This window comes from Blastococcus sp. CT_GayMR20, assembly GCF_004570345.1.
The window spans coordinates 1-12,078 of the sequence record NZ_SPQM01000138.1 but is presented as its reverse complement, the minus strand read 5'-3'; the positions used below and the strand labels follow the sequence as shown (position 1 = coordinate 12,078).

Genomic DNA, 12,078 nt, shown 5'->3' with positions numbered 1-12,078 from the left:
CCAGGCCGGGGAGTCCGGGGACGAAGTCCACGGGACCCGTCGGCTGCGGTGCGTCCAGGGGCTCGGACGAGGCCGCGACCGGTGCCGGCGTGGTCGCCCCGGGATGGGGCGGCAGCTGCTGGACGGCGGTGGCGCCGGTGGGGTGGACCACCGGGATCTCCTGGGTGCCCGTCTTCGTCGATCCCGTGGTCTCCACGGGCGGCTGGGGCTCGGACGGCGAGCTCACGGGTCCTCCTGGCGCGCTTCCGGTGGTCCGTGGGTCGGACCGCTCCGCACCGCACCGTAACGGCGGTGACGCGTGAGGTCCGCGAGGCGCCCCGGTGAGGCGCCCGGGAAGAGCGCTCCGCGGCGGCCCGCCCTAGGGTCGACCAGATGAGCGAGCTCGCGAGCTCACGGGAGCAGAGCGGTACTGCCCACGAGGACGACGAGCGCCAGCGAGGAGGACACGTGGGTACGCGTGCGGGCATCGTCGTCACCGGGACGGAGGTGCTCACCGGACGCGTGGCCGACCGGAACGGGCCCTGGCTGGCCGAGCAGCTGCGGCAGCTGGGCGTCGACGTCGGGCACGTCGTCGTGGTGGGGGACCGGCCCGACGACCTGCGCGGGGCGCTGACGTTCCTCGCCGGCACCGGGGTCGCCCTGATCATCACCTCCGGCGGGCTCGGGCCGACCGCCGACGACCTCACCGCCGAGGTGGTGGCGTCCTACCAGGGGCGGCCGTCCTCGCTCGACCCGGACCTCGAGCGGCGGATCGGGGAGATCGTCGAGCGGCTGTCAGCCCGTCGCGGCTGGCGGACCGACCCCGTCGCCGCGGCGGCCGGCGTGCGGAAGCAGGCGCAGGTGCCGGACGGCGCGACGGTCCTGGAACCCGTGGGCACGGCACCCGGTCTCGTCGTCCCCCCGGCCGAGGGGCGGACCGGGCCGACGGTGCTCGTGCTGCCCGGACCGCCGCCCGAGCTGCAGGGCATGTGGGACGCGGCGGTCGCGGCCGCGCCGGTCCAGCGGGCGATCGCGGGCCGGTCGGAACTGCGTCAGGAGACGGTGCGTCTGTGGGGCACCCTCGAGTCGCAGCTCGCCGCCACCCTGCGCAGCCACGAGCCGGAGCTGGCGGGGCTGGAGATCACGACGTGCCTGCGGGACGGCGAGCTCGAGGTCGTCACCCGGTTCGCGCCCGACGCCCAGGCGGCCTACGACCGGCTGGGTGCCGTGCTGGCGGAGGACTACGGCGACACGCTGTTCTCCACCGGCCCGACGCTCGACGACCTGGTGGCCCGGGGCTTCGCCGACCGCGGGCTGACCGTCGCGACCGCCGAGTCGTGCACGGGTGGGCTGCTCGCGGCGCGCCTCACCGAGCGACCCGGGTCCTCGGCCTGGGTCCTCGGCGGGGTGACCGCCTATGCGAACTCGGCGAAGGAGCAGCTGCTCGGGGTGCCCGCCGCCATGCTCGAGGAGCACGGTGCGGTGAGCCCCGAGGTCGCCGTCGCCCTGGCCGAGGGCGCCTGCGCACGCTTCGGTGCCGACATCGGTGTCGGCATCACGGGCGTGGCGGGTCCGGGCGGGGGCACGGCGGAGAAGCCCGTCGGCACGGTCCACGTGTGCGTGGCGGGGCCGGACGGGCGGGAGGCCAGGGCGCTCCGCCTGCCCGGCTCCCGGGCGGTGGTGCGGGAACGCTCCGTCACCCGGGCGATGCACCTGCTGCGGTCGATGCTCGTCGGGGGACCGCCAGCCTGACGGCGCCTCCTCACTGGTCGACGGTCACGTCCGTGAACGGCAGCAGCGGCTCGACCTCGGGGAAGACGACGAAGAGCAGCAGGGCGCAGACCGCCGCGACGAGCACGAGGGCGAGGACGCTCTTGACCGGGGTGTTCCCGGGCAGGTGGCGCCAGATCCAGGTGTACACGCTGCGTTCTCCCGAGGGGTCGTGGACGGTCAGCCGGCCAGCGCGGGCGGGCCGTCCGGCGCGGTGGCCTTGGCCAGCGGAGCGCCGTCCAGGCGGGCGTGGACGATCAGCCGCTGCTGGGCCGAGTACTTGGGGTGGCAGGTGGTGAGGGTGAGGTACGCACCGCTGGTCGCGCCGCCGGCCGCGCCGCCGGGGGTCGGGGAGATGACCTCGATGTTCTCCGGCCGGACGATGTGCTGGCCAGGGATCCCGCTGGGGTCGCCGTCGAAGCTGCCCGTGGCCGGGTCGCCGAGCACCCGGTAGACGTGCCAGTAGTCCGACGTCTCCACGACGATCGGGTCTCCGGGCTGCATCCGGTCGAGGTCCAGGAACGGCGAGCCCCGGCCGACACGGTGGCCGGCCAGTGCGAAGTTGCCCTCTTCGCCCGGCATCGCCGTGTCGAGGTAGTGCCCGGGGCCCTGGGCGAGCTGGACCTGAGCCGTGCCCTCGACGACGACCCGGTTCCAGTCGGCGCCCAGCCGCGGGATGTGCAGGACGGCGAACGGCTCGCCGAGCCCCACGTCGATGGCCGCCGGCGGTGCCGGGGCCTGGGGGGGCGAACCGGCAGGCGCCTCGACCGTCGGCGTGTCGGCCCACTGGTCCTGGATCTCCTCGCTGAGCTGGTCCTGCTGCTGCGAGGCGATGATGTCGGTGACGTACAGCTCGTAGGCCACGAAGAGCAGGGCCACGAGACCGAACGTGATGAGCGTCTGGCCGATCCCTCGCGCAGCGGTGCGCACCCAGTCACGCCGGGGACGTGCGGGTCCGTCGGCGCCGTCGGTCGCGCCGGGCCGGTCATCCACATCGATGGCGCTGCTCACCACGAACCCCTGTTCGGCCTCGGATGGTCCGGCGCGAGTCTGCACCGGGAACGACGTCTGACGGGTCAGAGGGGGCGGACGTCGCCTGCCGGGGTGAACCGGCAGACGACGTCCAGGTTGTGGAGCCCGGCCCGCCGCCCTGGGTCGTTCGGGCGGCGGGCCGGTGGATCAGACCGCCGCGGTGGTGCTGCGGCGGCGACCGGCGAGCGTCAGGGCCCCACCCGCACCCAGGGCCAGCAGGCCCAGGGTGAGCGGGAAGGAGACCTCAGCACCGGTGTAGGCGAGCTGACCCTTGGGCTGGGCGGTGGGGGACACCGCGGCCCGGTGGGGAGCAGCGTGCCTGACCGGCGCGACGGCCGGCTTGTGCTCGGCCGGCTTGGCGGCTGCAGCCGCCGCAGGCGCCGCGGCGGCCGGGGCGTCGACCTTGCACACCCAGTTGTCCGCGTTGCCGGCTGCGGCGTTGTTCGAGCACGAGACATTGCCACCGTTCGCCATCGAGATGATGTTGATGATGGTGGTGATGTTCTGCGTGCAGGTCACGTCGCCTTCGTTGGACCAGCAGTACTGCTTGTTGCCGTTGCCGGCGATCACCTCGACGATCGAGTCGCCACCGCTGACGTCGATGTCACCCGTCCTGGCGTCGTTGTCGACGTCGTTCTCGGCATCGAGGTCCTGGTTGTTGCGGCTGACGGCGTCGCCACCGTCACCTCCCGATCCAGAGCCGCTTCCCCCCGTGGTCCGGGAGTTGAGGTCGCCGTCGGCGTCCGCGTGGTAGCGGGCGCCGTTGCCGGCGGCGGCGTTGTTGCTGTTGTGCACGCTGCCGCCGTTGGCCTCGGAGCGGATCCTGACATCGGTGGCCACGTTCTGCGTGGCGCGGACGTCGCCGTCACCCTCGTGGTAGCACCGCTGGTTGGAGGTCCTGGCCATCGACGCCTCGCACCGCGACGAGTCGTCGCTGTGCGCGAACTGCCGGTTGCCGTTCCCAGCGAGCACGAAGACGTCGGACACGCCGCCGTGCGCGTAGATGTCACCCGAGCGGGCGTCGTTCTCGACGTCGTTCTCGGCGTCGACGTCCTGGCTGTTGCGGCTGAAGGCGTTGCCGCCGTCGCTCCGCGAACCGCTGCCGTTGCCGCCAGTGGTGTTGGAGGACAGGTTGCCCGAGGCGTTGGCGCTGTAGCTGGCGCCGTTGCCGGCAGCGGCGTTGTTGCTCCCGCTGACCGTGCCGCCGTTGGCCGAGGATGCGACGGTCGCCGTGGTGGTGACGTTCTGCGTCGCAGCGACATTGCCATCGCCGCCGCTACCGGCGGCCTGCGTGTTGCCATTGCCGGCCACGACGGTCACCCAGGAGGTGCCGCCGCTGGCGTCGATGGTTCCCGTCCTCGCAGTGTTGTCGACCTTGTTCTCGGCCTCGACCTCCTGCTCGTTCGAGCTGACGGCGGTGCCGCCGTCAGCCCCGCCCGAGCCTCCGCCTCCGGTGGTGGTGGAGGCGAGGTCGCCTGATGCGGCTGCGCCGGTGGTTGCGCCGCTGCCCGACGAGGCATTGGCGGAACCCGCCACTGCTCCGCCGTTCGCCGACGACGATGCGTCGGTGTCGGCACTCGCCACCGCCTGGCCGAGGAAGAGCATTCCTCCGGCCATTCCGGCGATGGCGAGACCGTTTCGCACGGTTCGATTCATCGTGGTCCTTCTAGGATGAGGGTTGCGTCATCGGGACAGGTCTCGAGCCCTGAGGTGGTGACGCGCTGGTGGTGGGTGGAACGAGTGGGGCGCTGCACTGGGTCGTGATGTGCCCCCCGTGGCACACCTGGGACGTGCGCAGGCCGCAGAGCGGCGGCGTCAGTCCGGCCGGGTGGCGGGGTCGGTCGTTGTGGTGGCGAGCGACCCCGTTGCCGGCACCGTGTGCGCGGCGTCGTCCACTGCGAGGTACAGGTCGTCGGAACCGCCCTCGACGGCGGTGACGGTGGGCGCCGGGCCGCCCTTCGGCGAGCCCGGGCCGGCGCCCGGCCCGGCGCAGCCGCCCGTCCCGCCTGCCGTCGTCGACGGCGCGGACGGGAGCTGGAGGGGAGCCGTGGGACCGAGCGGCGCGTCGCCCGACGCGGAGGAGACCGTCGGCGTGGACGTCTGGGTGGAGTCCGCGGTGATGTCCGTCGCGGGGGCGGCCGGCGCCGCGTCGACGCCGGAGGCACCGATCGAGCGGTGAGCTGCGGGCGGGACGTCGGCAGATCGCTTGTCGGCGGAGTCCGCGGTGACGACCGGCGCGATCGGGGCGGGGCACTCGGTCGCCGGACTGACGATGGCCGTCGGCGGTGCGACGGCGGCCTCGGTGACCGGGGCGGCGCACGTGGTGTCGGCTGCCGGCGCGGTCCCGGTGGATCCGGCTGCCGGTGTGCTCGGGCAGGCGGGCTGCACGAGCCCCTCGACCTGCGTGGTGACGGTGCCCGTCTCGTCGACCTTGGTGGTCACCCTCGTCGAGGTGACGCCGGAGGACGTGGTCGTCACGGAGCTGGTGGTCTGCGTCGTGACCGTGCCGCCCTCGGTGGCCGACGACGTGGTCGTCACCGTCCTGGCCTGCTCGGCGGGCGTCGTGGACGCCACGGTCTCCGGCGGTGCCTCGGTCGTCGTCGTCGAACTCGTCACGACCGACTGACTGCTCTCCGTCGTCGCCGACGGGGCCGGTTCGGCTGCCGGAGGCGTCTCGGCGGCGGTCGCGGGTGCAGCGTCGGCCGGAGCGGCCGGCGCAGGGTCCGCGGTGGTCTGCGTCGTCGCAGCTACCGGCTCGTCGGCGTGCGCGGCGAGGTCGGTCCCGATCGCCAGGCCCGCGTACACGCCCGCACCCAGGAAGAACGCGGCGACGCTGCGGGGAAGCCATGACCGGCGAACGGGAAACGGCACGCGGCCGTCTTCGTTCGCAGCAGTCATGGGGCGGACGTTAAGAACGGATCCGTCTCGTGACTACTCCGTTGTGCGCGGCCATTGTGGTGTGCGGCGTGTCACACATGATCATCCCTGCGGGGGATTGCGGAGAGTGACCGAAATCGGGTTGTTACGATCTTGGTATCACTCTGGTATCACGAAAGGCTGAGTGGCGACACGTTCGGAGGTACGCCGTGGCGATGACGCTCCGCCTCGATGCGGACGAGACCGACGCCCTTCGACGGCGCGCTCAGGCCGAGGGCACGTCGATGCAGGACGTCGCCCGGCGGGCGGTGGCGGCATACATCCGGACGCACGAGTCGGACGACGCGCTGAGACTCGTGATCGAGCAGCAGCTGGCCCGGTTCGCCGGGGCCGTCGAATGGCTCGGCCGGTGGCAGGACTGACTCTCGAGGACCTGCTCGAGGTGGCCCGTCGGACGGTGGGCCCGACCGTGGCCGTCCGCGACATGGGCCTGCTGAGCGCGCCGTCGAAGGGCGTCGGTCTCGTCCGCATCGAGGCGGAGCGTCATCGCCACGGCGTACCTCCGAACGTGTCGCCACTCAGCCTTTCGTGATACCAGAGTGATACCAAGATCGTAACAACCCGATTTCGGTCACTCTCCGCAATCCCCCGCAGGGATGATCATGTGTGACACGCCGCACACCACAATGGCCGCGCACAACGGAGTAGTCACGAGACGGATCCGTTCTTAACGTCCGCCCCATGACTGCTGCGAACGAAGACGGCCGCGTGCCGTTTCCCGTTCGCCGGTCATGGCTTCCCCGCAGCGTCGCCGCGTTCTTCCTGGGTGCGGGCGTGTACGCGGGCCTGGCGATCGGGACCGACCTCGCCGCGCACGCCGACGAGCCGGTAGCTGCGACGACGCAGACCACCGCGGACCCTGCGCCGGCCGCTCCGGCCGACGCTGCACCCGCGACCGCCGCCGAGACGCCTCCGGCAGCCGAACCGGCCCCGTCGGCGACGACGGAGAGCAGTCAGTCGGTCGTGACGAGTTCGACGACGACGACCGAGGCACCGCCGGAGACCGTGGCGTCCACGACGCCCGCCGAGCAGGCCAGGACGGTGACGACCACGTCGTCGGCCACCGAGGGCGGCACGGTCACGACGCAGACCACCAGCTCCGTGACGACCACGTCCTCCGGCGTCACCTCGACGAGGGTGACCACCAAGGTCGACGAGACGGGCACCGTCACCACGCAGGTCGAGGGGCTCGTGCAGCCCGCCTGCCCGAGCACACCGGCAGCCGGATCCACCGGGACCGCGCCGGCAGCCGACACCACGTGCGCCGCCCCGGTCACCGAGGCCGCCGTCGCACCGCCGACGGCCATCGTCAGTCCGGCGACCGAGTGCCCCGCCCCGATCGCGCCGGTCGTCACCGCGGACTCCGCCGACAAGCGATCTGCCGACGTCCCGCCCGCAGCTCACCGCTCGATCGGTGCCTCCGGCGTCGACGCGGCGCCGGCCGCCCCCGCGACGGACATCACCGCGGACTCCACCCAGACGTCCACGCCGACGGTCTCCTCCGCGTCGGGCGACGCGCCGCTCGGTCCCACGGCTCCCCTCCAGCTCCCGTCCGCGCCGTCGACGACGGCAGGCGGGACGGGCGGCTGCGCCGGGCCGGGCGCCGGCCCGGGCTCGCCGAAGGGCGGCCCGGCGCCCACCGTCACCGCCGTCGAGGGCGGTTCCGACGACCTGTACCTCGCAGTGGACGACGCCGCGCACACGGTGCCGGCAACGGGGTCGCTCGCCACCACAACGACCGACCCCGCCACCCGGCCGGACTGACGCCGCCGCTCTGCGGCCTGCGCACGTCCCAGGTGTGCCACGGGGGGCACATCACGACCCAGTGCAGCGCCCCACTCGTTCCACCCACCACCAGCGCGTCACCACCTCAGGGCTCGAGACCTGTCCCGATGACGCAACCCTCATCCTAGAAGGACCACGATGAATCGAACCGTGCGAAACGGTCTCGCCATCGCCGGAATGGCCGGAGGAATGCTCTTCCTCGGCCAGGCGGTGGCGAGTGCCGACACCGACGCATCGTCGTCGGCGAACGGCGGAGCAGTGGCGGGTTCCGCCAATGCCTCGTCGGGCAGCGGCGCAACCACCGGCGCAGCCGCATCAGGCGACCTCGCCTCCACCACCACCGGAGGCGGAGGCTCGGGCGGGGCTGACGGCGGCACCGCCGTCAGCTCGAACGAGCAGGAGGTCGAGGCCGAGAACAAGGTCGACAACACTGCGAGGACGGGAACCATCGACGCCAGCGGCGGCACCTCCTGGGTGACCGTCGTGGCCGGCAATGGCAACACGCAGGCCGCCGGTAGCGGCGGCGATGGCAATGTCGCTGCGACGCAGAACGTCACCACCACGGCGACCGTCGCATCCTCGGCCAACGGCGGCACGGTCAGCGGGAGCAACAACGCCGCTGCCGGCAACGGCGCCAGCTACAGCGCCAACGCCTCGGGCAACCTGTCCTCCAACACCACTGGCGGCAACGGCAGCGGTTCGCGGAGCGACGGCGGCAACGCCTTCAGCCGCAACAGCCAGGACGTCGACGCCGAGAACGACGTCGAGAACGACGCCCGCTCGGGTGACATCTACGCGCACGGCGGCGTGTCCGACGTCTTCGTGCTCGCTGGGAACGGCAACCGGCAGTTCGCGCACAGCGACGACTCGTCGCGGTGCGAGGCGTCGATGGCCAGGACCTCCAACCAGCGGTGCTACCACGAGGGTGACGGCGACGTCCGCGCCACGCAGAACGTGGCCACCGATGTCAGGATCCGCTCCGAGGCCAACGGCGGCAGCGTGCACAACAGCAACAACGCCGCCGCCGGCAACGGCGCCCGCTACCACGCGGACGCCGACGGCGACCTCAACTCCCGGACCACGGGGGGAAGCGGCTCTGGATCGGGAGGTGACGGTGGCGACGCCGTCAGCCGCAACAACCAGGACCTCGATGCCGAGAACGACGTCGACAACGACGCCAGGACGGGTGACATCGACGTCAGCGGTGGCGACTCGATCGTCGAGGTGATCGCCGGCAACGGCAACAAGCAGTACTGCTGGTCCAACGAAGGCGACGTGACCTGCACGCAGAACATCACCACCATCATCAACATCATCTCGATGGCGAACGGTGGCAATGTCTCGTGCTCGAACAACGCCGCAGCCGGCAACGCGGACAACTGGGTGTGCAAGGTCGACGCCCCGGCCGCCGCGGCGCCTGCGGCGGCTGCAGCCGCCAAGCCGGCCGAGCACAAGCCGGCCGTCGCGCCGGTCAGGCACGCTGCTCCCCACCGGGCCGCGGTGTCCCCCACCGCCCAGCCCAAGGGTCAGCTCGCCTACACCGGTGCTGAGGTCTCCTTCCCGCTCACCCTGGGCCTGCTGGCCCTGGGTGCGGGTGGGGCCCTGACGCTCGCCGGTCGCCGCCGCAGCACCACCGCGGCGGTCTGATCCACCGGCCCGCCGCCCGAACGACCCAGGGCGGCGGGCCGGGCTCCACAACCTGGACGTCGTCTGCCGGTTCACCCCGGCAGGCGACGTCCGCCCCCTCTGACCCGTCAGACGTCGTTCCCGGTGCAGACTCGCGCCGGACCATCCGAGGCCGAACAGGGGTTCGTGGTGAGCAGCGCCATCGATGTGGATGACCGGCCCGGCGCGACCGACGGCGCCGACGGACCCGCACGTCCCCGGCGTGACTGGGTGCGCACCGCTGCGCGAGGGATCGGCCAGACGCTCATCACGTTCGGTCTCGTGGCCCTGCTCTTCGTGGCCTACGAGCTGTACGTCACCGACATCATCGCCTCGCAGCAGCAGGACCAGCTCAGCGAGGAGATCCAGGACCAGTGGGCCGACACGCCGACGGTCGAGGCGCCTGCCGGTTCGCCCCCCCAGGCCCCGGCACCGCCGGCGGCCATCGACGTGGGGCTCGGCGAGCCGTTCGCCGTCCTGCACATCCCGCGGCTGGGCGCCGACTGGAACCGGGTCGTCGTCGAGGGCACGGCTCAGGTCCAGCTCGCCCAGGGCCCCGGGCACTACCTCGACACGGCGATGCCGGGCGAAGAGGGCAACTTCGCACTGGCCGGCCACCGTGTCGGCCGGGGCTCGCCGTTCCTGGACCTCGACCGGATGCAGCCCGGAGACCCGATCGTCGTGGAGACGTCGGACTACTGGCACGTCTACCGGGTGCTCGGCGACCCGGCCACGGGCAGCTTCGACGGCGACCCCAGCGGGATCCCTGGCCAGCACATCGTCCGGCCGGAGAACATCGAGGTCATCTCCCCGACCCCCGGCGGCGCGGCCGGCGGCGCGACCAGCGGTGCGTACCTCACCCTCACCACCTGCCACCCCAAGTACTCGGCCCAGCAGCGGCTGATCGTCCACGCCCGCCTGGACGGCGCTCCGCTGGCCAAGGCCACCGCGCCGGACGGCCCGCCCGCGCTGGCCGGCTGACCGTCCACGACCCCTCGGGAGAACGCAGCGTGTACACCTGGATCTGGCGCCACCTGCCCGGGAACACCCCGGTCAAGAGCGTCCTCGCCCTCGTGCTCGTCGCGGCGGTCTGCGCCCTGCTGCTCTTCGTCGTCTTCCCCGAGGTCGAGCCGCTGCTGCCGTTCACGGACGTGACCGTCGACCAGTGAGGAGGCGCCGTCAGGCTGGCGGTCCCCCGACGAGCATCGACCGCAGCAGGTGCATCGCCCGGGTGACGGAGCGTTCCCGCACCACCGCCCGGGAGCCGGGCAGGCGGAGCGCCCTGGCCTCCCGCCCGTCCGGCCCCGCCACGCACACGTGGACCGTGCCGACGGGCTTCTCCGCCGTGCCCCCGCCCGGACCCGCCACGCCCGTGATGCCGACACCGATGTCGGCACCGAAGCGTGCGCAGGCGCCCTCGGCCAGGGCGACGGCGACCTCGGGGCTCACCGCACCGTGCTCCTCGAGCATGGCGGCGGGCACCCCGAGCAGCTGCTCCTTCGCCGAGTTCGCATAGGCGGTCACCCCGCCGAGGACCCAGGCCGAGGACCCGGGTCGCTCGGTGAGGCGCGCCGCGAGCAGCCCACCCGTGCACGACTCGGCGGTCGCGACGGTCAGCCCGCGGTCGGCGAAGCCCCGGGCCACCAGGTCGTCGAGCGTCGGGCCGGTGGAGAACAGCGTGTCGCCGTAGTCCTCCGCCAGCACGGCACCCAGCCGGTCGTAGGCCGCCTGGGCGTCGGGCGCGAACCGGGTGACGACCTCGAGCTCGCCGTCCCGCAGGCACGTCGTGATCTCCAGCCCCGCCAGCTCCGGCTCGTGGCTGCGCAGGGTGGCGGCGAGCTGCGACTCGAGGGTGCCCCACAGACGCACCGTCTCCTGACGCAGTTCCGACCGGCCCGCGATCGCCCGCTGGACCGGCGCGGCCGCGACCGCCGCGTCCCACATGCCCTGCAGCTCGGGCGGCGGTCCGGGCAGCACGAGCACCGTCGGCCCGGTCCGCCCCTCGGCCGGGGGGACGACGAGACCGGGTGCCGTGCCCACGGGTTCCAGGACCGTCGCGCCGTCCGGCACCTGCGCCTGCTTCCGCACGCCGGCCGCCGCGGCGACGGGGTCGGTCCGCCAGCCGCGACGGGCTGACAGCCGCTCGACGATCTCCCCGATCCGCCGCTCGAGGTCCGGGTCGAGCGAGGACGGCCGCCCCTGGTAGGACGCCACCACCTCGGCGGTGAGGTCGTCGGCGGTCGGCCCGAGCCCGCCGGAGGTGATGATCAGGGCGACCCCGGTGCCGGCGAGGAACGTCAGCGCCCCGCGCAGGTCGTCGGGCCGGTCCCCCACCACGACGACGTGCCCGACGTCGACGCCCAGCTGCCGCAGCTGCTCGGCCAGCCAGGGCCCGTTCCGGTCGGCCACGCGTCCGGTGAGCACCTCCGTCCCGGTGACGACGATGCCCGCACGCGTACCCACGTGTCCTCCTCGCTGGCGCTCGTCGTCCTCGTGGGCAGTACCGCTCTGCTCCCGTGAGCTCGCGAGCTCGCTCATCTGGTCGACCCTAGGGCGGGCCGCCGCGGAGCGCTCTTCCCGGGCGCCTCACCGGGGCGCCTCGCGGACCTCACGCGTCACCGCCGTTACGGTGCGGTGCGGAGCGGTCCGACCCACGGACCACCGGAAGCGCGCCAGGAGGACCCGTGAGCTCGCCGTCCGAGCCCCAGCCGCCCGTGGAGACCACGGGATCGACGAAGACGGGCACCCAGGAGATCCCGGTGGTCCACCCCACCGGCGCCACCGCCGTCCAGCAGCTGCCGCCCCATCCCGGGGCGACCACGCCGGCACCGGTCGCGGCCTCGTCCGAGCCCCTGGACGCACCGCAGCCGACGGGTCCCGTGGACTTCGTCCCCGGACTCCCCGGCCTGG

At 73.1% G+C, this 12,078-nt stretch carries 16 protein-coding genes; 9 read left to right on the top strand and 7 right to left on the bottom strand.

Annotated features, from left to right (window positions below):
* Window positions 1–226: hypothetical protein (locus E4P40_RS22395; protein ID WP_209305464.1), on the bottom strand; the 226-nt coding region annotated here is incomplete at its 3' end.
* 146 nt (window positions 227–372) lie between these two features.
* Between E4P40_RS22395 and E4P40_RS22390 the strand changes: the two genes are divergently transcribed.
* Window positions 373–1,731: a competence/damage-inducible protein A gene (locus tag E4P40_RS22390; RefSeq protein WP_245160511.1), complete on the top strand. Its 1,359-nt coding sequence runs from the start codon at window positions 373–375 to the stop codon at window positions 1,729–1,731.
* 10 nt (window positions 1,732–1,741) lie between these two features.
* On the opposite strand, the gene E4P40_RS28320 is transcribed toward E4P40_RS22390, so the two are convergent.
* The 4 genes from E4P40_RS28320 to E4P40_RS22375 all read right to left on the bottom strand — a co-directional run bounded on the left by E4P40_RS28320 (window position 1,742) and on the right by E4P40_RS22375 (window position 5,223).
* The gene (locus E4P40_RS28320; protein WP_167762344.1) at window positions 1,742–1,900 is read right to left on the bottom strand and encodes a hypothetical protein; all 159 of its coding nucleotides are present in this window, start codon (window positions 1,898–1,900) and stop codon (window positions 1,742–1,744) included.
* Between the two features lie 29 nt (window positions 1,901–1,929).
* Window positions 1,930–2,760: a class E sortase gene (locus E4P40_RS22385; RefSeq protein ID WP_245160512.1), complete on the bottom strand. Its 831-nt coding sequence runs from the start codon at window positions 2,758–2,760 to the stop codon at window positions 1,930–1,932.
* A 168-nt stretch (window positions 2,761–2,928) separates the two neighbouring features.
* Window positions 2,929–4,437, bottom strand: coding sequence for a hypothetical protein (locus tag E4P40_RS22380; RefSeq protein ID WP_135160606.1), 1,509 nt, complete (start codon window positions 4,435–4,437; stop codon window positions 2,929–2,931).
* Window positions 4,438–4,596: 159 nt separating this feature from the next.
* The gene (locus E4P40_RS22375; protein WP_135160607.1) at window positions 4,597–5,223 is read right to left on the bottom strand and encodes a hypothetical protein; all 627 of its coding nucleotides are present in this window, start codon (window positions 5,221–5,223) and stop codon (window positions 4,597–4,599) included.
* Here E4P40_RS22375 and E4P40_RS22370 point away from each other — a divergent pair.
* The 3 genes from E4P40_RS22370 to E4P40_RS22360 all read left to right on the top strand — a co-directional run bounded on the left by E4P40_RS22370 (window position 5,216) and on the right by E4P40_RS22360 (window position 6,250).
* A complete protein-coding gene (locus E4P40_RS22370; RefSeq protein ID WP_135160608.1) occupies window positions 5,216–5,407 on the top strand; it encodes a hypothetical protein in 192 nt (63 codons plus the stop codon). The two genes, E4P40_RS22375 and E4P40_RS22370, sit on opposite strands and share 8 nt — an antisense overlap.
* A 466-nt stretch (window positions 5,408–5,873) precedes the next feature.
* On the top strand, window positions 5,874–6,080 hold the full coding sequence (locus E4P40_RS22365) for a ribbon-helix-helix protein, CopG family (RefSeq protein ID WP_245160513.1): 207 nt from the start codon (window positions 5,874–5,876) through the stop codon (window positions 6,078–6,080).
* On the top strand, window positions 6,068–6,250 hold the full coding sequence (locus E4P40_RS22360; RefSeq protein ID WP_167762343.1) for a hypothetical protein: 183 nt from the start codon (window positions 6,068–6,070) through the stop codon (window positions 6,248–6,250). Before E4P40_RS22365 ends, E4P40_RS22360 begins: the two co-directional genes overlap by 13 nt.
* A 421-nt stretch (window positions 6,251–6,671) precedes the next feature.
* On the opposite strand, the gene E4P40_RS22355 is transcribed toward E4P40_RS22360, so the two are convergent.
* Entirely contained in the window at window positions 6,672–6,863 is a 192-nt protein-coding gene (locus tag E4P40_RS22355; RefSeq protein ID WP_135160608.1) for a hypothetical protein, read from the bottom strand.
* Here E4P40_RS22355 and E4P40_RS22350 point away from each other — a divergent pair.
* The 4 genes from E4P40_RS22350 (at window position 6,856) to E4P40_RS28315 (ending at window position 10,337) form a co-directional block, all read left to right on the top strand.
* The gene (locus E4P40_RS22350) at window positions 6,856–7,482 is read left to right on the top strand and encodes a hypothetical protein (protein WP_135160607.1); all 627 of its coding nucleotides are present in this window, start codon (window positions 6,856–6,858) and stop codon (window positions 7,480–7,482) included. The two genes, E4P40_RS22355 and E4P40_RS22350, sit on opposite strands and share 8 nt — an antisense overlap.
* 159 nt (window positions 7,483–7,641) lie before the next feature.
* Complete coding sequence (locus E4P40_RS22345) at window positions 7,642–9,150, top strand: hypothetical protein (protein WP_135160606.1); 1,509 nt, start codon at window positions 7,642–7,644, stop codon at window positions 9,148–9,150.
* A 168-nt stretch (window positions 9,151–9,318) separates the two neighbouring features.
* Window positions 9,319–10,149 carry a class E sortase gene (locus E4P40_RS22340; protein WP_245160512.1) on the top strand — a complete coding sequence of 277 codons (831 nt, stop codon included), beginning with the start codon at window positions 9,319–9,321 and terminating at the stop codon, window positions 10,147–10,149.
* Window positions 10,150–10,178: 29 nt separating this feature from the next.
* On the top strand, window positions 10,179–10,337 hold the full coding sequence (locus tag E4P40_RS28315) for a hypothetical protein (RefSeq protein ID WP_167762344.1): 159 nt from the start codon (window positions 10,179–10,181) through the stop codon (window positions 10,335–10,337).
* 10 nt (window positions 10,338–10,347) lie between these two features.
* On the opposite strand, the gene E4P40_RS22335 is transcribed toward E4P40_RS28315, so the two are convergent.
* Window positions 10,348–11,706 (bottom strand): competence/damage-inducible protein A, encoded by a 1,359-nt coding sequence (locus E4P40_RS22335; protein ID WP_245160511.1) that lies wholly within the window; start codon window positions 11,704–11,706, stop codon window positions 10,348–10,350.
* Window positions 11,707–11,852: 146 nt separating this feature from the next.
* On the opposite strand from E4P40_RS22335, the gene E4P40_RS22330 reads away from it, so the two are divergent.
* Window positions 11,853–12,078, top strand: a 226-nt coding sequence (locus tag E4P40_RS22330; protein ID WP_209305464.1) for a hypothetical protein, incomplete at its 3' end; no start/stop codon positions are given.

Coding starts and splice junctions, on each gene's coding strand:
- E4P40_RS22390 (WP_245160511.1), top strand. CDS start 373: ATGAGCGAGCTCGCGAGCTCACGGGAGCAGAGCGGTACTGCCCACGAG.
- E4P40_RS22380 (WP_135160606.1), bottom strand. CDS start 4,437: ATGAATCGAACCGTGCGAAACGGTCTCGCCATCGCCGGAATGGCCGGA.
- E4P40_RS22365 (WP_245160513.1), top strand. CDS start 5,874: ATGACGCTCCGCCTCGATGCGGACGAGACCGACGCCCTTCGACGGCGC.
- E4P40_RS22345 (WP_135160606.1), top strand. CDS start 7,642: ATGAATCGAACCGTGCGAAACGGTCTCGCCATCGCCGGAATGGCCGGA.
- E4P40_RS22335 (WP_245160511.1), bottom strand. CDS start 11,706: ATGAGCGAGCTCGCGAGCTCACGGGAGCAGAGCGGTACTGCCCACGAG.